Source organism: Ulvibacterium sp. (assembly GCF_028285715.1).
In the GTDB taxonomy this organism is placed as follows: Bacteria; Bacteroidota; Bacteroidia; order Flavobacteriales; family Flavobacteriaceae; genus Ulvibacterium.
In genome coordinates this window covers 182,941-202,932 of the sequence record NZ_JANQOO010000020.1, presented here as the reverse complement: position 1 = coordinate 202,932, position 19,992 = coordinate 182,941, and the positions used below count along the sequence as shown (strand labels likewise).

General features: G+C 42.7%; 9 protein-coding genes. All 9 read left to right on the top strand.

Features of this window, described 5'->3' with window-relative positions:
* Window positions 1–88 precede the first annotated feature (88 nt).
* The 9 genes from Q0993_RS12460 to Q0993_RS12420 all read left to right on the top strand — a co-directional run bounded on the left by Q0993_RS12460 (window position 89) and on the right by Q0993_RS12420 (window position 19,909).
* Window positions 89–1,285, top strand: a complete 1,197-nt coding sequence (locus Q0993_RS12460) for a PKD domain-containing protein (RefSeq protein WP_299533470.1) — start codon at window positions 89–91, stop codon at window positions 1,283–1,285.
* A 511-nt stretch (window positions 1,286–1,796) separates the two neighbouring features.
* The gene (locus Q0993_RS12455; protein ID WP_299533469.1) at window positions 1,797–4,175 is read left to right on the top strand and encodes an FtsX-like permease family protein; all 2,379 of its coding nucleotides are present in this window, start codon (window positions 1,797–1,799) and stop codon (window positions 4,173–4,175) included.
* 9 nt (window positions 4,176–4,184) lie between these two features.
* A complete protein-coding gene (locus Q0993_RS12450; protein WP_299533468.1) occupies window positions 4,185–6,554 on the top strand; it encodes an ABC transporter permease in 2,370 nt (789 codons plus the stop codon).
* A gap of 36 nt (window positions 6,555–6,590) precedes the next feature.
* Entirely contained in the window at window positions 6,591–9,008 is a 2,418-nt protein-coding gene (locus Q0993_RS12445) for an ABC transporter permease (RefSeq protein ID WP_299533467.1), read from the top strand.
* A gap of 275 nt (window positions 9,009–9,283) precedes the next feature.
* On the top strand, window positions 9,284–11,653 hold the full coding sequence (locus Q0993_RS12440; RefSeq protein WP_299533464.1) for an ABC transporter permease: 2,370 nt from the start codon (window positions 9,284–9,286) through the stop codon (window positions 11,651–11,653).
* Window positions 11,654–11,697: 44 nt separating this feature from the next.
* Window positions 11,698–12,420, top strand: coding sequence for a head GIN domain-containing protein (locus Q0993_RS12435; protein WP_299533462.1), 723 nt, complete (start codon window positions 11,698–11,700; stop codon window positions 12,418–12,420).
* Between the two features lie 180 nt (window positions 12,421–12,600).
* Window positions 12,601–15,021 carry an ABC transporter permease gene (locus tag Q0993_RS12430; RefSeq protein WP_299533460.1) on the top strand — a complete coding sequence of 807 codons (2,421 nt, stop codon included), beginning with the start codon at window positions 12,601–12,603 and terminating at the stop codon, window positions 15,019–15,021.
* 51 nt (window positions 15,022–15,072) lie between these two features.
* Window positions 15,073–17,424: an ABC transporter permease gene (locus tag Q0993_RS12425; RefSeq protein ID WP_299533458.1), complete on the top strand. Its 2,352-nt coding sequence runs from the start codon at window positions 15,073–15,075 to the stop codon at window positions 17,422–17,424.
* A 76-nt stretch (window positions 17,425–17,500) separates the two neighbouring features.
* Window positions 17,501–19,909 (top strand): ABC transporter permease, encoded by a 2,409-nt coding sequence (locus Q0993_RS12420; RefSeq protein WP_299533457.1) that lies wholly within the window; start codon window positions 17,501–17,503, stop codon window positions 19,907–19,909.
* Window positions 19,910–19,992 lie beyond the last annotated feature (83 nt).

Here is a 19,992-nt window from a genome sequence, read left to right as displayed (position 1 = left end):
CCCTAATTTAGACCTTGCAATACCATAAGCAACAAGTGGTGCCCTAGATGGGCTTCACTTGAACTAACTTCAAAAAATACAAGCTGTTATGAAAACTCAAAACTACTTTTGCTTCATCTTCGCATTGACTCTAGCACTTACTTCTTGTTCAATCCAAGCGCAAATCACCTTGAACCAAAATATTGGGGAAACAACGGGAGAATGTTCTCCGTCCAATGAGCCTGGTATTTCTTACGGAAGGGCCTTTGTGCTAGAAGATTTTGGCATCACTGAAAACGACCAACTTATACTTGATTCGGTAGAAATTGCATTCAGACAATGGTATGGTCAGAATGCCCTAGGAATGATCCGTATCAACGTTTACGAAATTGATGGGGATTTTCCAAAGTCCTTTGACCCTGCCAAATTGATAGGATCGAGTCAGGATGTCACTCTCACCGAGATGCCCTCACCTTTTACAAAGCCCACACCCCTACAAAAATTACAAATCAATTTCGATGCCCCCGTGATTATCCCTTCCCTAATTAAAAAAGTATTTATTGAAGTTACTCCCCTTGTGTCAGAGGGGCATTTCCTTCAAGCGGCTTTTACCAAGGGAGAAACCGATTCGGCCTACTTTAAGGATTATGCCACTTCTGAATATACCATGGCAGTATCACAGCGCGAAATTTCCCCCAATTACTATTTAAAGGCTTTCGGCACCCTCAATAGAATTTCCGACTATCGAATCAACTATATTTCCGCCTGCTCCGATCTATCGGCAAGTTTTGATCTTACCGATAGTCAGCAAATCGCCACTGTAGCCTGGGATTTTGGAGATCCTGATTCTGCGGAAGACAACAACTCTACTGATCTCAACCCGGACCATGAATTTTCATCGGGAGGCACCTATACCATTACGGCCAAAATTACAACGAAGGCATGGCGCGAAGTAAAGGTCACAACAACCTTAAGCGTTACGGACAGTATTACGGTATACCCTGTGGACGATCTATTTGCCTTTGAAACCACTACCGATACGGGTACCTCCTATGCTTTTGATACCTCCTTAGTTGAATCCACCATTCTTGGCGGACAGAGCGGTCTAGTTGTTTCCTATTTTGATGAGAAGGGTAATCCACTCCCTAGCCACATGAGTAATCTTGATGTTGGCACAGAAACCATTACGGCCCGGGTGGCCCGTCCAAAAGATCCAGGTTGTTATAAGGAAGTAGCTTTCAACCTTATTGTACAGTCTCCATCTTTGGCCCTTTCTTCTCAAGAACCAGTTGGTTTGAAAAGATAATTTGACAGGATTTTTAAGTATTCCAACCTCTCGAGCATGGGCAAACGGTTCCCGATAACCAGGTTGGTACTGAAATTCCATTTTTCGCGAAGAACATAAACTCGTTTCCTATCCCTTTTCCAAATCTTATGATGAACATAGTCCCATATCATGGGACTATTGCTTTTGGGGTCATTAATCCAACCATTCCTATTGCCTTTAAGAACATAGTCTCAATTGTATCGCCCAAACCTTGTAAATATATTATACACCTTTTGTCCAAATATTTTACATATAGCCGCTTTTTTCTTTTAATCTATTTTGCAATAGACTGATTGTTAGTATGTTGTGGATGTGGCATGAAGATCGAAGGAAAAGTTAAGGGCTTCGATTCCATCACTTTATAGCGTGTCTTGAGACGGGGGCCATCTTGGCCCCCTCATCGGTACTATAAATACAATTAAATATTAGACAAATTGGCAAAGTCATAGTACGAATCTCCTAAAAGGAAAATCATCAAAAAACGGAAATTATGTTGTTCAACTTCATTAAAATCGCACGTCGCAAATTATGGAACAAAAAAGGAAGCACTTTTACCAAACTGTTTAGCCTAGCCATAGGAATAGTAAGCCTTTTTTATATTGCCATCTATCTTTATCAGGAGTTGAATTATGATACTTTTCACGCGAATTACGCAAAAATAGTTAAGATCAATACCACTATTGATTCTCCGACCGGAAACCTTTCGTTGGGTCTTAGCGCCGTTCCGGTAGGCCCTTATGTGAAGGCTCAATCCCCGACGGTGGAGGAATTTGTCCGTATCAACAAGGAATATGGAAGTCATGCCATTAAATATGGGAACAAACTCTTCTCAGAGAGCGAGAACATTTACTATGCAGACCCTTCATTTTTTGAGGTGTTCGATTTTGATTGGGTTGCAGGAAACCCATCAGCTGCCTTGGATGGTCCGGATAAAATAATTCTTACGGAAGGTACAGCCGAAAAATACTTTGGAAGTGTAAACGCCCTGAATAAGGTTTTGCTTTATGACGATGTGCCATTTACGGTTTCGGGCGTAATCCGCAATCTTCCCTCTAATTCGCACTTACAGTTTGATTTTTTGATTTCAATGGCAACGTTCCTCAAAAATAGGCCCAATGTAAATGAGAATTGGGAGTGGTTTCCAATGAACACATACCTATTGTTAAACGAAGGGAACACCAATTTGGAGCAAGTATTACGGACCGTTCCCCAGTATCTTGAGGAGAGCAATACCAATGATCGTTACACACTTTCATTCGAACCTCTGGATGGATTACATTTTAGTTCCCCAAAGCTGGGTGAACTTGGACCAAAAGGAAAGCGTTCTAACCTGTATATCCTATTTGCCATTGGCATTATGATACTTTTATTGGCGGTCTCCAATTTTATAAATCTCACGACCGCACAACTTACTGTGGAGGCAAAGGACGTTTCCGTGAAGAAGACCATTGGGGCCTCCAAACCCGATATTTTCAAGCAATTTTTTGTAGAATCGCTGTTACTTACGGCATTAGCTACGGTACTTTCCCTGGTTTTGGCCTTCCTGACATTTCCATTTTTTGAAGAACTTATGGGAGGCCATTTTGACACGGATTTCCTTTTGAACCCCTTTTTTATTTCCGCACTTCCCTTGATTCCTTTGGCATTGACCTTACTCGGAGGCATTTATCCAGCAATAAAGTTTGCCAGGATTTCAACCATCCATAAACCCAAGCCGGATGGTAAGTACAACAGCATCTTGAATACAAGGACATCTTTACTGGTATTTCAATTTACCATAACCAGTGCCCTGGTTATAGGGTCATGTATCATTTATTATCAGTTGAATTATATCCAAAATCAAGATTTAGGCATGGATACCGACCATAAAATCGTGCTGGATTATGGCCCTAATTCGACAGTAGGAACAGCCTTTGAGTCTCTAAAACAAGAACTTGGGGCTATTCCTGGAGTGGAGGCAGTAACCTTTAGTTCCCATGTCCCAGGACAGACACCAAATGGGGTAGCAACACAACTTTTGGATGTAAACGGACGGAGCAGCAACGGTGAAATAAATTTAAATCTCGTAGACTACAGCTTTGTCGAGAACTATGGGCTGCAGCTTGTAGCAGGTAGGGATTTTAGAAAGGGACCTGGGGACGAGACCTCGGCACTTATCCTAAACGAGGCTGCCGTCAAGGCCTTTGGATATGAAAATCCCGAAGATATCTTGGGGGCCTCCTTTGAACAATGGGGCGGCAATGGTACGGTAATCGGGGTAGTGAACGATTTTAACTATTTATCCCTTCATGAGGAAGTAGGGTTATTATCCTTAAAAATATGGCCGGAACAGTTTATGAAAATTACGCTTACCATTGCCCCCAACAGCGTAAAAGAAACATTGGGAAAACTGGAAAGCAAATGGGCTACATTGTATCCCAGTATCCCCTTCAACCACTATTTTGTAGATGACAACTTTAAGGCCCAATATGATAAGGACCGACAATTTGCTGCTATCATCAATATGTTTACGATGATTTCCATCTGCATAGGGATTTTAGGGTTGATCGCCTACGTCAGATTTTGGTGCGAGAGACGCAAAAAGGAAATATCCATACGCAAGGTTTTAGGGGCCAGTGCCTTGCTGCTTGTATGGAAGCTCTTAAAAAGCTTTAGTATTCCGGTATTGATTGGTTTTGGCATCGCTATTCCTGTTTCTTACTACTTAGGAGGACAATGGCTACAGGAATTTGCCTATCGTTTTGACTTAAACTGGTACTTCTTTGCCTTGCCTATGGCGCTTCTTTTGGCACTAGTATGGTTTTCCGTGGGCACACAAACGTTGAAATTGGTCTGGACCAATCCTGTCGATAATTTAAAAGAAGAATAAAGGTGCATTATGTTTAAAAACTATCTAAAAATAGCGTGGAGAAGTCTCCTTAAAAATAAAGGTTATTTCTCGATTAATGTATTGGGGCTTTCCATTGCCTTAACAGTATCCTTTCTTATGTTGCTTTGGGTACAGGATGAATTCAGTATGGATAAGTTTCATGCCAATGACGATCAACTATACCGGGTAAAACGCACTATTCCCTTGGAAGAAGGAATTTTGGATGTATACGCCGGAATATCCTACCCCCTTCTTAGGACGGCCAAGGAACAATTGCCCGAAATTGAGAAGTACATTACCCTAGGCCGTAGTTTTGAGGATAACCTAAAGTTGGATAATGTTGATTTTAGGGCTTCGGGCACCTTTGCCAATGCCGATTTCTTTTCTAGTTTCTCTTTTCCGATACTATTGGGGGATATTACCCAATTGGATAAAAAACCTGAGGCCCTGGCCATTTCAGAAAATCTGGCAAAACGATTTTGGGGTTCTAGTTGGCGCAAAAAAGCTATAGGAAGCAGCATAACCATTTTAGATAATGGCGACTTTACCGTCGAGGCTGTATACCAAGATTTTCCGAAACAATCCTCCATTCAAAATGATTTTTATTACAGCTTTGATAAATACCTAAATGATAATGATTGGATGCTGGAGTGGGGCAACAACGGAATGCAAGGCGCCTTTTTATTGCGACCCGATGCTGATCCAGGGGAAGTCTCCGTAAAATTGAACAAACTCTTTCAAGCCAACATAAAGGGAGAATTCAAAGAGGGTTGTTTTCTTCAAAAATTCTCGGACAATTACCTCTATAATCAGTTTGATGAAAAGGCTCAGGTGAGTGGGGGCCGTGTAGAATATGTAAGGATATTTACCCTGGCCGCTATTTTTCTTTTGATTATTTCATGTATTAATTTTGTAAACCTATCCACGGCCCATGCCACCAAAAGAGCAGGTGAAATAGGGGTGCGCAAGGTAATAGGGGCAAAAAGAAACAACCTTATGGGGCAATTCCTTACCGAAACGTCCCTGATTACCGGGATATCGTTTTTGATTGCCTATATGTTCACCCTGTTGCTTTTACCAAGCGTTAATGGTTTGGCAGAAAAACAACTTTCATTGAACTTTGCGGAACCGCTCATTTGGTTGGGTGTTTTTGTGGTTTTTGTAGGTGCCACCTTGCTTTCCGGAATCTATCCGGCCCTGGTCATTTCGTCCTTTAGGCCTATCACCGCATTAAAGGGTCAGGGCCAGGAACAGAAAAATACCATATCCTTAAGAAAGGCTTTGGTTGTACTACAATTCGGATTGGCCTCAATTCTCATCGTGGCAGCCCTGGTGGTACGATTGCAGATCGAGTATATCGATCAAAAGGATTTGGGAATTGCGAAGGAACAATTGGTATCGATCCATCAGGATAAAGCTCTGACCGCAAAGTATGAGGTGGTACGTAATGAACTGCTTACTTCCAATGCCATTGAGGATGTTACCTTGGCCGGTCCCTCCCCCTTAAATATGGTGGCTTCTTCCAGTGGGGTCAGTTGGCCGGGCAAGACTTTGGAACAGGAAAACATTGAATTTTCCCTGTTATGGACAGCGCATAATTTTGCAGATGTATTCGATATTCCGTTAAAAGAGGGTAGTTATTATCAGGAGGGTAGTACGGATACTTTGAATATTGTTCTTAACGAAAAGGCCATTGAGATTATGGGGATTGAAGATCCTATAGGAAAAAGCATTCAGCTATGGCGTAAACCCCGGCAGATAATCGGGGTACTCACGGATTTTCATAACCGATCGTTGTACGAACCTATACAACCAGCGGTTTTTCTTTTAGATCCTGACAATGCCGGGAATATGTTTGTAAAGTTGCAAGCCGGAAAGACCAAGGAGGCCTTGGCTTCGTTGCAAACCGTATTTACAGAAACCTTACCGGATTTGCCCTTACACTATGAATTTGTGGATGAGAAATACGCGGCCGCCTATAGAAGTGAGACCCTGACTGGGATTTTGGCCTACTATTTCGCCATTATTTCCATACTTATTTCATGTTTAGGTCTTTTTGGCCTCGCTACGTTTATGGCCAAACAAAGGACCAAGGAGATCGGCATCCGAAAAGTGCTTGGCGCAAGTGTGGGAAGTATTATAACACTTATTTCCAAGGATTTAATGAAACTGGTTTTGTTGGCGGTATTGATAGCATCACCAGTTGCTTATTACTTTATGAATAACTGGCTACAAGGTTTTGCCTATAAAATCCAAATCCACTGGAGCGTATTTGTAATAACCGGAGGCTGTGCCATATTGATTACCTTACTGACCGTAGGTTGGCAATCGCTAAAATCAGCCAATGCCGATCCTGTGAAGAGTTTAAGAACCGAATAAAAAATAGACCGGCAGGTCCTGTTAAGAATCAGAGCTATGTACAAACTATTCCTAAAAATTGCAACCCGTTACCTGTTTAAAAACAAGCTGTATTCCTTCATCAACATTTTTGGTCTGGCTATTGGCATTGCCTCTTTCGTTTTAATCATGCTGTATGTAAATCATGAGCGTAGTTATGATAAATTCAAAGGTTCTGAAAATGTGCAGCGTTTGTTTATGGACTACTTGGAAGGGGGTGAGTGGGTTCCCGGGGACGCAAATGCCTATATCGTAAGTGGCCCTACACTAAAGGAGGAATTTCCTGAAATATTGGATTTTGTACGACTTAGGCGGATGAGTGAGGTTGTACTCCTACAAGGCAATTCCATCTATGGTGAAAATGTCGGATCTCTCGCCGACCCTTCCTACTTTGAGATTTTTAATCGAAGTCTCAGCAAGGGAGATGTAGAAAAGGCATTGAGCGAACCTTACTCCATAGTGTTGACCCAATCATTGGCCGAAAAAATATTTGGCAATGAGGATGCCATAGGTAAGACCTTAAAGGTATTTGACGGAAGAAGTCCAAGTTTTTCCGTTACCGGAATCCTTGGGGACGATACTCGAAATACACATATAAAAAACGACTTTTTGATTTCCTTCACGTCTTTTTATAGTTGGGAATCGTTTAAAGGTGATTGGGACTATACCTGGAACCAGAATATGTATTTCACTTACCTGAAACTGGATCCCATGGCAGATGCAAGTCAGCTAAAGGAAAAGATCAAGGATTTTAAAGTAGAAGCCCTTCCCTATGAAAGGCATAATATTGAACCTCTGGAGGATATTCATCTCTATTCGGACAAACCCTATGAAGCAGAGGCTAATGGAAGTGTAAGCAGGGTACGGTTTTTAATGGCCATCGCCTTGATTATCATTATTCTTTCTTGGTTGAATTATGTAAATCTTTCAACGGCCAAATCCTTGGAGAGAGCAAAGGAAATGGGAATACGAAAGGTAGCCGGGGCCCAAAAGCCACAAATTGTCCTGCAGTCGCTTTTGGAATCGTTTTTATTGAACTTCATTGCCATAACCATAGCAACAGTCATCATATTGATCGTGCTGCCCCTTTTCAATAGCTACATCGGAATGGAATTGACCTTGGATTTTTCAACGGTTAAAGCATTTCTACCAATAATCGGATTTATTGTTATGGGGACTTTGGTATCCGGCCTCTACCCAGCTTTTATGTTAAGTAATTATACTCCCGCTAAGGCCCTAAAAGGAAAGATCAGGACTTCCAAAAATGGTTTGACCATAAGAAAGGCCTTGATTACGGGCCAGTTTTTGGCCACCATTATTTTGCTTATGGGCACCATTGTGGTAACGCAACAAATCAAGTTTTTGCAGAATCAACCCATTGGTGCAAACTTGGACCAAGTAGTAGCTTTTAGTGGGCAAGTACTAAATACCATGCCAGATTCCCTATTTGTAAATAAGTTACGGACTTTTAAGAATGAATTGGAAAACTTCCCCTTTGTACAGCGGACGGCTGGGGCAAGGACCTATCCGGGAGGAGGTTATGATGCTTTAAACTCAAGTGTTGGAATTACATTCCCGGATGGAACACGTGATGACAAAAGAATAACGTACAACTACAGTGTGGCCCCTGATTATTTTGAATTGATGCAACTGGAATTTGTCGCTGGGGAACCCTTCAAAAAAACGGCTAAAGGCGAAAGCCAACAAATTGTCCTGAATGAAAAGTTTGTAAGACATATGGGGATTTCCAAAATGGAAGATGCCGTTAACAAAACTGTAAAGTTTGGAGGACTGGACTGGGTGATCTCCGGGGTGATAGAGGACTATCATCATTTTGGGTTAAAGACTGGAATTGAACCAATGATGCTGATGCACAGGTCCAATGGGGATAATCTCCTTGTACGATTTAATGATAATGTTTCGACAACTTCGGGCATGAGAGCTGCAATTGCCCAAATTGAGGCCAAGTGGACCGAATTGTTTCCCCAAAGTACCTTTAACTATACTTTTTTGGACCAGAAATATGAGGCACAATATAACGAGGACAGGGCCTTTGGTTCCGCCTTCCAAATTTTTACTATTTTGGCCATACTGATAGCGTCCTTGGGCCTTTTTGGATTGACTTCCTACACCTGTATCCAAAGAAAAAAGGAGATAGGTATCCGAAAAGTAAATGGTGCAACCATAGCACAAATTTTATCGTTGCTGAACAAAGACTTTGTAAAATGGGTTGGTTTGGCCTTTGTAATGGCCATACCCATTTCCTGGTATACCATGAACCAATGGTTAGCAGGCTTTGCCTATAAGACGAACATCAGTTGGTGGATTTTTGCCCTAGCCGGGCTCACTGCCCTTACTATTGCGTTGCTTACCGTAAGCTGGCAAAGTTTTCAGGCTGCCGTGGCGAATCCCGTGGATACCTTAAAGGACGAATAAGGCACTTTCCCAAAACAATATTCCAGGATATTCGGATAAAGATCGTAAAGCTCCGACCGTAAAATATTTGGACAAAGACTGTCCAAATATTTTACATACTACACATCGAAAATTTCGATTTTTAATCGTAAAATATTGATTGTAAGAAATTTATGTTTTTGGCATAAAAATCGATTTGGCTTCAAACGTAGTTGCAGCCTTGGTTCTGGACCTTCAAAAAACGGTTATGTTCAGGAGAACAAAATGTATTGGATAGACCTCTAAAATAACGACGCATGCTAAAACAGAACGTATTATTATTTCTTCGAAATATCAAAAGGAACAAAGGCACTTTTTTAATCAATACAACAGGGCTGGGTATAGGAATCGCTTCGTTTTTGGTCTTGGCCCTATATGTTTACAATGATTTTACATACAATCAATTCAATGAAAATTTGGCCAATATTTATAGGGTCCGCGAAGGAGAAAGTATCCAGACCAAGGGACCTTTGCTGCCCAAACTATTGGAAGATGTCCCGGAAGTGGAAAAAGGGACTCGAATTTTTGATTGGGATGCATACAGATTAAGTAATGGGGATGTGGCATTTCAGGAAAATGTCCTTTATGTGGACAAAGATTTTTTCTCGGTATTTACCTTTCCTTTTATCCAAGGCACATCACCCTACGTACTTCATGAAAAATATAGCGCGGTCATTAGCAAGCCCTTCGCTAAAAAGTATTTTGGAGATACTCCGGCCTTTGGAAAAAAGTTGCAGATAGGTTTTGAGGACATGTTCCTTACCGTAACCGGTGTGGTGGACATTCCCGAAAATTCGTCCGTAACATTTGATATTGTAACCTCATACGAAACAGGAGAGGAAATCTCGCCATGGATCAAGGACGTACATGATTGGTACAATACCTTTTCCGAAACCTACCTGGTTCTTCAGGATGGTATTTCACCAAAGAGCATCCAATCCAAGTTACAGGACATCGTTAGGGAAAACTTTCTTCCAGTAGGTCAGAACAAGACCATCCTTAATCTTTTGCCCCTTGGTGATTACCATTCCGAAATAGAATCCAACAAGGCATTGATCATAATTTTGGCCTTGGTGGCTTTGGGGATTCTTGGAATTGCCATCGTAAACTTCATTAACCTTACTATTACCCAAGCCCTCTCCCGTACTAAGGAAATCGGGATTAAAAAAGTACATGGAGCTGCCAAAGGCCATTTAATGTACCAGATTATGGTCGAATCGTTTTTTGTTGGTCTAATGGCCTTGGCATTGGGCGTAGTACTTGCGATTACTTTTTTACTTCCTATGTTCAATACCTTATTCGACTCAAGCTTAAAATTTCAATCGGTACAACCCATCTATTTGGGAGGCACTCTACTTGGAATCTGGATTGTTGTAGGTCTGGTTTCAGGAACGGTACCGTCCCTTTTATGGGCCAAAGGGAAGTTGATAGATAGTCTCAAAGGAAAGGTTTTTTCAGGAAATAGGCCCGTATTTTCAAAATACTCCTCAATTGTTGTGCAATTCGCCATTGCCATTGTATTGATTTCAGGCACACTTTTAATTCGCAAGCAGATCGATTACATGATTGAAAAAGACCCAAAATTTGATAATGAAAATGTCATTGTTGCCCAGACGGATTATTGGCAACATCAGGATTTGGCCGTTGCATCACAAAACCTCGAGGTAATTTCCAAGGAACTTAGTGCCAGTCCTTATGTGCTATCCGTTGGCTTTACCGGGAGTGTCCCTGGGGATTATGATGAAAACTACAATACATTTTACCCCGAAGCCAAAAGCACGGTGCCCAATATATATCTCAGAAAGTCCTACGTAGGAGAGAACTATTTTAAGACCATGGGCATTCCTGTAGTAAGCGGCCATGGTTTTGACCAACCTCCAACATCCTTGGGGAATACCGTTGTCCTAAACAAGACCGCCATGAAAGAACTCGGATTTGAAAAAGCGGAGGGACAGATTTTGCGCGAGGGTTCCGAAAGTGGTCGATCTTACCGCATAATAGGCGTAATAGATGATTTTAGCTATCAGGGATCTCAACATGAAAATCAACCCTTGGCTCATTTTTACTCGGAGCGGGAGAATTTTATGGACTGGGACTACTTGACGATACGGGCAAAAAAAGGTTCTGGTCTCCAAGTAATAAGGCTGTTGCAGGAAAAATGGAAGCAGATGCTACCCGATGGTGTCCTGAACCATTACTTTGCGGATAGCAAGCTTAATGAATATTATAAGGAATACGAAAGGGTAAACACGCTCATTACCTGGTTTTCCATCTTGGCCATTATCCTCTCCTGCATCGGTCTCTTTGCACTTTCGTCATATGCCATGGCCCAGAGAACCAAGGAAATTGGTATCCGAAAGGTAAATGGTGCGACTATCGCACAAATTCTTTCACTCTTGAACAAGGACTTTTTAAAGTGGGTAGTACTAGCATTTTTAATCGCTGTTCCCTTGGCATGGTACGGTTTGGAGAAGTGGTTGGAAGGGTTTGCCTATAAAACGAGCATTAGCTGGTGGATATTTGCCTTGGCCGGTCTCACCACATTTACCATTGCCTTGTTTACAGTAAGTTGGCAGAGTTTTAAAGCGGCAAGTATGAACCCGGTAGAGGCGTTGCGGGAAGAGTGATTGCCAAATAATCAATTTAATTAAAAAATGAAAAAACATAGAAAATGAAAAATGTAATCACACTTATTGCCTTAATCGTTTGTATAACCATAACCCATGCCCAGCGTGGCAAAAAAATCAAAGGAAATGGCCATGTAGTGACCGTAGAGAGAACTACGGATACCTATAATGGTATTTCTGCAAGTGGATTTTATGATATTCAGCTAATCGATGGTAAGGAAGGGGAACTAACGCTCAAGGGGGAGGAGAATATCTTGGACAATATCGAAACAGAGGTCAGGAGAGGTACGTTGCATATAAAATCAAGGGATAATAAGCAACTTATTCCTTCCCGTGGCGAAGGCGTTTTCATAACGGTTTCCGTCGACGAAATCGATAAGATCCGCCTTTCGGGATCTGGTGATTTTATTGGAACGAAGACACTTAGAACCGATGATATGGACATCCAAGTATCGGGCGCAAAACATATTGATTTAACGATAGATGCAGCGAATATTACGGTGGCGACCTCAGGTTCCAGCGACATCGATTTAAAAGGCAACAGCGAAGAGCTTAGGATACGGTCTTCAGGATCTTCCAATGTGAGGGCCTATGAACTGGTAGTCGATGAGGCTACATTGGAGCTCTCCGGCTCCTCCGATGTTGAGGTGACGGTAAACGAATCCCTGACATCAAGAGTGTCCGGCTCCGGGAATATCCAATATCGGGGTAATCCCAGTAAAGTGCTTAATCAGATTTCCGGCTCGGGATCAGTATCCAAGAAGTAAGGATATGTTTACTTCCCTTGGGAATGATGCAATCGGCATGCTCCATAACATGTGCCCAATTTGTGGCTTAGGGAAGAAAAATCCAATGACCATTGGGGTAAAAAGGAGCAAAACCAAATGTTGAATACATGTTGAAACCGCCCCGGTGGTCATTTGGGTCAACCAAGAAAACAACAAATTATGCTAAAGCACAATCTAAAACTGTTTCTCCGAAATATAAGGAAACATAGAAACACCTTTTTGATCAATGTTATAGGTATGTCTTCGGGATTGGCCTGCACCTTGCTTATCGCCATATGGGTAGTGGACGAATTGAGCGTGGACCGTTTCCATGAAAATAGGGACAGCTTGGTCCAAATACTGCAAAATCTGCCCACGCCTAATGGTATAGAAACAGACGAGGCAACCCAAGGGCCATTGGCCAAGGCGCTTCTTGATGAATTCCCGGAGGTGGTACAATCGACTACTGTACTGGATAATTCATGGTTTGAGGGTGAAAAGTTTTTGTTGTCCGATGGAGGAAATAGATTTTTCAAGGCAATAAATCAATTTGCTGGCAAAGACTATTTCAACATGTTTACCTTTCCCTTGCGCCATGGAAATCCAGATGAGGTACTTGCCCACACCAACTCTGTAGTCATTTCGGAGGAAATGGCAGAGAAGTTATTCCTAACTAAAAATGCGGTAGGCAAGACATTGGAATGGTTGCATGATGAATATGGAGGCTCCTACACAGTTTCTGGGGTTTTTAAGAAATTACCTAAGAACTCCACGGCACAGTTTGATGCTGTGTTCAATATGGAAGTCTTTATTGCGCAGAACGAAGATTTACGGGACTGGCGTGATAGTGATGCAAAGACGTATGTTCTGCTGGAGTCAAACACCGATCTCCCCGCATTCAATGCGAAAATCAAGAATTTTCTAAAGACCAGGAACGAAAATTTTCCGGAAACCTATCTGGTACAGCGCTATTCCGAAAGGTATTTATATGGTAATTATGAAAATGGGACGGTAGCAGGGGGAAGAATCCAATATGTTCGACTGTTTTCCTTAATTGCCCTTTTAATATTGATTATTGCCTGCGTCAACTTCATCAATATGGCAACGGCAACGGCTTCGACACGAATGAAGGAAATTGGCGTTAAAAAATCGGTAGGGGCCAAACGAAAAAGTTTGATGCTTCAATTTGTAATGGAATCGATTATGATGGTAACCGTTTCCATTCTAATGGCATTGGTGGTCGTTAAATTAGTATTGCCTCAGTTTAATGGTATTTCCGGAAAAGAACTAACCCTATCCTTTAATACCGGCCTGATATTGGGCATGGTGATTATTACCTTGGCAACGGGTATTGCTGCCGGGGCGTATCCTGCCCTATACCTATCGGGTCTTTCTGCACTCAATGGACTAAAAGGGCAGTTGCTCAAAAGTTTTAGCGGCAATTTTGCCCGAAAAGGCCTTGTAATATTCCAGTTTGTAACATCGGTAATCCTCATAGTATCCGTAATCATCGTTTATAAACAAATGGATTTTATCCAAGACAAAAATTTAGGATTTAATCGGAACAATGTCATCTGGTTCTCATCGGGTGTTCTTGGCGCCGATACCGGCAAGGCTGAAGATGTTAAGGAGATGTCCACCGTCCATATTGAAGGCTTTGTACAACTATTAAGAAATACCCCTGGTGTCCTTAACGCCTCGAATTTTAGGCATACGATGATGGCCGATTTTGGAACCACTACTGGAATCGATTGGCCCGGAAAGGATACGGAGAGAGATGCACTTTTTGCCCAAATTGCCGGAGGGTACGATTTTATAGAGACGTTACAAATGGAATTGAAGGAGGGAAGAACGTATTCCAGAAATTTTAAAACAGAAAAGGAAAAAATCATTTTCAACGAGGCGGCCATCGCCCAAATGGGCATAGAAGATCCGATAGGAAAAGTCATTAATCTTTGGGGAGAGGATCGAGAGATTATCGGAGTAGTGAAGAATTTTCATATTGACAAACTGTATAAAAAAATCTTGCCTGTATTTATGACCTTGAGCGATACAGGATTTGCTTCCAAAATTGTGGTACGAATGGAACCAGGAACAACGACCGCAACCCTAGAGCGCATAAAGCAGGTATATCGGGACTATTTTATTTCGGAAATGCCTTTTGAGTTCAGTTTTCTGGATCAGAATTATCAGTCGTTATATGAATCGGAAAAGCGTGTGGCCGCGCTATCCAAATATTTTGCAGGTCTGGCCATATTAATCTCTTGTTTGGGTCTCTTTGGGCTGGCAATTTTTACCTCGGAACGAAGAAAGAAGGAAATCAGTATCCGTAAGGTGTTGGGGCAAAGTGCCGCACAAGTAGCAGTAATGCTTTCCAGCGAATTCACCAAATTGGTTCTGATATCCGTTCTCATTGGCCTTCCGATAGCCTATGTATTGGCCCAAAACTGGTTGTCCGGCTTTGCATATCGCATTCCGTTGCAAGTATCGTATTTCTTGGTGGCCGGAATCGCTGCAATTGCCATAGCCATGCTTACCGTTGGCTCGCAGGCCATACGGGCCGCGAATCATAATCCCGTTGAGGGGTTACGGGAGGAGTAAACCCCTATGGAAGAGGAGTTATTGAAGGATTCATCAAAAAACAATAATGTCATGTTAAAACAGAATATCTTACTTTTTTTTAGGAATATCAAAAAGAACAAGAGCACCTTCATGATCAATATCATTGGGCTTTCCACGGGGTTGGCCTGTGTACTGTTGATCGCCCTCTGGGTCATGGACGAATTGAACGTGGACAAATTTCACGAGAATCACGACCGTATCTACCAGGTCATTGAACATTTGGAATTTAGCGATGGCATTCAAACCTTTATGGAGACATCGGGACCTATGGCCGAGCTTTTGGTCGAGGAGATGCCTGAGGTGGAGCACGCCACGGCAACGATTCAACCGGACTGGTTCGGGAAACATACGCTTTCCGTAGGTGAAAAAAACCTTAAGGCTGTGGGACAACTGGTAGGGGAGGATTACTTTTCCATTTTTTCCTACGGATGGCTCCAAGGGGACAGGGCCCAGGCTATGTCCGATCCAAATTCGATTGTACTCTCCAAAAAGCTTGCCATGAACCTGTTCAACACAACCGAAAATATTATCGGAAGGATGGTAGAATTTGAAAAGGACCGGCAGTTCCGGGTATCTGGGGTTTTTGAGGGAACACCTTCCAATTCCACCATACAGTTCGATTTTGCCCTATCTTCCGAGGCCTCAAGGGTGGAGTCCCCATGGAATTCCTTACATACCTGGAACAGCAGTGGTCCAAAGGTGTATGTGTTGGTCAAAGAGGGAGCCGATGTGGCCGCCCTGGATGCCAAAGTCCGCATGATTCGGAAAAATAGGAACGAGAATACTATTAGAACCGCTACCCTGGTACCCTATTCGGAACACTATCTGCATGGAACCTACGAAAATGGAAAACAAGTCGGGGGAAGGATTGAGTACGTCCGGTTATTCTCTATCATCGCCTGTATAATCCTGGTCATTGCCTGTATCAATTTCATGAACCTATCTACGGCAAGGGCTTCCAAACGTTTAAAGGAAATTGGTGTAAAAAAAGCAGTGGGCGCAAAGCGGGATGCATTTGTCCTTCAGTTTCTGAGTGAATCCGTTTTAATGGCCTTTATGGCACTGTCCCTTGCCCTATTGCTAGTGATTCTTTTTCTTCCTAGGTTCAATACAATCATAGGAAAACAATTGATTCTTGATTTGGACCCTGGTTTTATCCTGATTATGTTGGTGGTAACTATTACGGCCGGACTGTTGGCTGGAAGCTACCCCGCATTGTACCTTTCTGGATTTAAGGCCATTACGGTACTTCGAGGAAAATTGAACCGCTCCTTGGGAGAGTTATGGACCCGGAAGGGATTGGTGGTCGTGCAGTTTGCCCTCTCTATCATATTGATTGTTTCCGTATTGGTCATCTATCAACAAATAGAATTTACCCAAAGTCGGAATTTGGGATATGAACGGGACAATGTGGTGTATTTTAAGTTGGAAGGTAAGGTTAAAGATCAACTGCAAACCTTTATGTCCGAAGTTGAACAACTGCCTGGGGTAAAGAACGCTGCGGGGACAACCCATAGTATGATCGGGCATAACTGGTCCACAGGCCTCAATTGGGAAGGAAAGGATCCCAATGACCAAATCTCGTTTCAAATCGTAGGCGTGGACTTTGATTTTATCGAGACCATGGGTATGAAAATGAAAACAGGCCGTGGTTTTAGTCGTGAATTTGGAACGGATAGTACAGGGATTATATTTAACGAGACTGCCATTAAGGCCATGGGGTTTGAAAATCCCATTGGTAAGGCCATTGGGCCAAGAACGATAATAGGTGTCATAGAGGATTTCCATTTTAAGTCCTTGCATGATAAGGTAGAACCTTTGTTCCTGGTCATGATGCCAGATGCTTTAAACAAGGCCATGGTGCGTATAGAAGCCGGGAGGGAAAAGGAGGCGATAGCAGCGCTCCAGGATTTTTATGGTACGTTTAATCCCGGCTTTCCCTTTGAGTTTGAATTCTTGGATGACAATTATAAAGCCCTTTATGAATCCGAACAGCGCGTGGCCACGCTATCTAAATACTTTGCCGGGATGGCCATTTTGATTTCCTGTTTGGGACTGTTCGGGCTGGCCATTTTTACCGCGGAGCGTAGGCGGAAGGAAATCAGTATCCGAAAGGTATTGGGACAAAGTGCTACCCAGGTTACGGTTATGCTGTCCAGCGAGTTTGCAAAGCTAGTTTTGGTCTCCATATTGGTTGCACTGCCTTTGGCTTACCTATTGGTCAAAAATTGGTTATCCGGATTTGCCTATCGCATTTCACTAGATGTTTGGTATTTCCTGGCAGCAGGATTGGTAGCCTTGGGTATTGCAATGCTTACGGTAGGTAGCCAGGCTATTGGGGCGGCGAATAAAAATCCTGTGGAAGGACTACGGGAAGAATGACCCGTTCTTCTTAGACCTGTCAGGTTTCTGAAACCTGACAGGTCTGATAAATATCATTATCAAAAAAATAAAAACAATGCTAAGACACAACATCGTACTTTTTTTTAGGAACATCAAAAAGAACCAAAGCTCCTTTTTAATCAATACGATTGGGCTGTCCACAGGATTAGCCTGTACGTTGTTGATTGGCTTATGGGTTTTTGATGAGCTCCGTGTGGATAAGTTCCATAAGAAAGATGCCCAACTGTACCAGGTCATGCAGAATTTCCAATTTGATGATGACATCGAGACAGAGGGCAGAACACCCGTTCCTTTGGGGGAAGCCCTATTGGCGGAAATGCCGGAGGTAGAACATGCAGTTGCCATTAACGATTTTTTTTCTTGGCGTAGCAGGGAAGGAATCCTTTCGGACGGGGACAATCATATAAAGGCTGTTGGGTGGCATGCGGGTTCCGATTTTTTCGACGTCTTTTCCCATAAACTTCTCCAAGGGGATAAGGATGAGGTACTGGCCGGGAAGAATGGTATCGTCCTATCACAAAGTTTGGCAAAGAGAGTTTTCGGTACTCAAGACAACATCATCGGGAAAACCCTTGAGTGGAAACATCCCTCCTTTGAGGGCGCATATCAGGTCACCGGTGTTTTTGAGAATCCACCTGCCAACGCTACCGCTCAGTTCGATTTCTTGATCAGTATGGAAATCTTGTTGGAAAAAGATCGGTGGGCCAAAGGATGGGGCAGTAGCTATGCAGAGACTTTTTTGACCCTAAAAAAAGGTACAGACGTCGAACAGTTCAACAAGAAGATAGAAGGTTTCCTAAATACCAAGGATAACTCGGACGACAACGCCACCCTGTTCGTCCAACAATACTCCAAAAAGTATCTTTATGGACAATATGAAAACGGTGTGCCGGTTGGCGGCAGAATAGCCTATGTGCGGTTGTTTTCAATTATTGCCCTGTTCATACTCCTAATAGCCTGTATTAATTTTATCAACTTGTCCACGGCATTGGCATCCCGTAAAATGAAGGAGATCGGGATAAAAAAGACCGTAGGGGCGAATAAGGGGACGTTGATAGTTCAGTTTTTGGGAGAATCCATGCTCATGGTGGTTCTGTCCTTAGTAGTCGCTATCCTTTTTGTAGTCCTGTTCCTTCCCCAGTTCAATGAAATTGCAGGAAAACAACTTCATTTAAATATGGATTTTTACCAGGTATTGTTTATCGTCGGTATTGTATTGCTTACCGGACTTGTTTCGGGTATCTACCCGGCATTTTACCTTTCCGGCTTCAAGACCGTCACGGTCTTAAAGGGGAAATTCAAAACCTCTTTAGAAGAGGTATGGGCGAGAAAAGGACTGGTCATTTTTCAATTTGCCCTATCGATTATTTTTATCATTGGCTTATTGGTGATAGATGACCAGATCAAATACACCCAGACCAAGAATATGGGCTATGACCGTGACCATATTATTAGTTTCCAATGGAAGGGTGCGTTATACGATCAATGGAACGGGCTATTGGAAGGTAAATCCAATGAAAGATTCTATGTCTTTATGTCGGAGTTAAGGGAAGTGCCTGGAGTCGTACACGCCACAAACATGACGGGGAACATCCTAAACGAGATTTATGGGCAAAGTGGTATTTCCTGGAGGGGAGAGGATTCGGATAGGGATTTCCTTTTTCAGTCCCCAGTGGTCGGCTACGACTTTATCGAGACCTTGGGCATTGCGTTAAAGGAGGGAAGGACTTTTTCTGGGGATTACCATGACGATTACTCGAAGATTATATTGAACGAGGCCGCAGTAAAAAAAATGGGACTGCAAGATCCCGTGGGCCAAACTATCGATATGAACGGTGGCAGTCAGATTATAGGGGTCGTCGGAGATTTTCATTATGGGTCACTTCATAATCAAGTGGAACCGCTCATATTCAGGTTGGATCCGCACGGGAGGAACATCATGGTCAAAATCAAGGCCGGAACGGAAAGGGCCACTCTTGAGCGTCTGGAAAAGTTCTATCAAGGTTTTCTAGCGGAATATCCCTTTGAATTTACCTTTATGGACGATGATTACCAGACCCTTTACGAATCCGAGAGCAGGGTCGCCGTCCTATCCAAATATTTTGCGGGCCTTGCCATACTGATTTCCTGCCTGGGCCTCTTTGGGTTGGCCACCTTCAATGCCGAACGACGTAGAAAAGAAATTGGTATCCGAAAGGTATTGGGGCAAAGTACCGCACAGGTAACGATGATGCTCTCCGGCCAATTTGCGAAACTTGTTTTGGTTTCTGTTTGTGTTGCGCTGCCTATGGCCTACATTTTGACCAACAACTGGTTATCCGGATTTGCCTACCGTATTCCTTTGCGGGCATGGTATTTTTTGGGGGCGGGGTTGGCGGCCCTAGTTGTGGCTTTACTTACTGTAGGTTCACAGGCCATTCAGGCGGCGAATAGAAATCCGGTAAATGCCCTTAGGGATCAGTAGAACAAATTAAAAAATGAATATCAAAAAAAATTGTTGTCACTTTTCTTATGCTTTTTAGGGCTCTTTAGTCGGCAAAAAAGAAT

Excerpts from the sequence above, each read along its gene's own strand:
- Q0993_RS12445 (WP_299533467.1), top strand. The coding sequence starts at position 6,591 with ATGTACAAACTATTCCTAAAAATTGCAACCCGTTACCTGTTTAAAAAC.
- Q0993_RS12425 (WP_299533458.1), top strand. The coding sequence starts at position 15,073 with ATGTTAAAACAGAATATCTTACTTTTTTTTAGGAATATCAAAAAGAAC.
- Q0993_RS12455 (WP_299533469.1), top strand. The coding sequence starts at position 1,797 with ATGTTGTTCAACTTCATTAAAATCGCACGTCGCAAATTATGGAACAAA.
- Q0993_RS12420 (WP_299533457.1), top strand. The coding sequence starts at position 17,501 with ATGCTAAGACACAACATCGTACTTTTTTTTAGGAACATCAAAAAGAAC.
- Q0993_RS12430 (WP_299533460.1), top strand. The coding sequence starts at position 12,601 with ATGCTAAAGCACAATCTAAAACTGTTTCTCCGAAATATAAGGAAACAT.
- Q0993_RS12450 (WP_299533468.1), top strand. The coding sequence starts at position 4,185 with ATGTTTAAAAACTATCTAAAAATAGCGTGGAGAAGTCTCCTTAAAAAT.
- Q0993_RS12435 (WP_299533462.1), top strand. The coding sequence starts at position 11,698 with ATGAAAAATGTAATCACACTTATTGCCTTAATCGTTTGTATAACCATA.
- Q0993_RS12440 (WP_299533464.1), top strand. The coding sequence starts at position 9,284 with ATGCTAAAACAGAACGTATTATTATTTCTTCGAAATATCAAAAGGAAC.
- Q0993_RS12460 (WP_299533470.1), top strand. The coding sequence starts at position 89 with ATGAAAACTCAAAACTACTTTTGCTTCATCTTCGCATTGACTCTAGCA.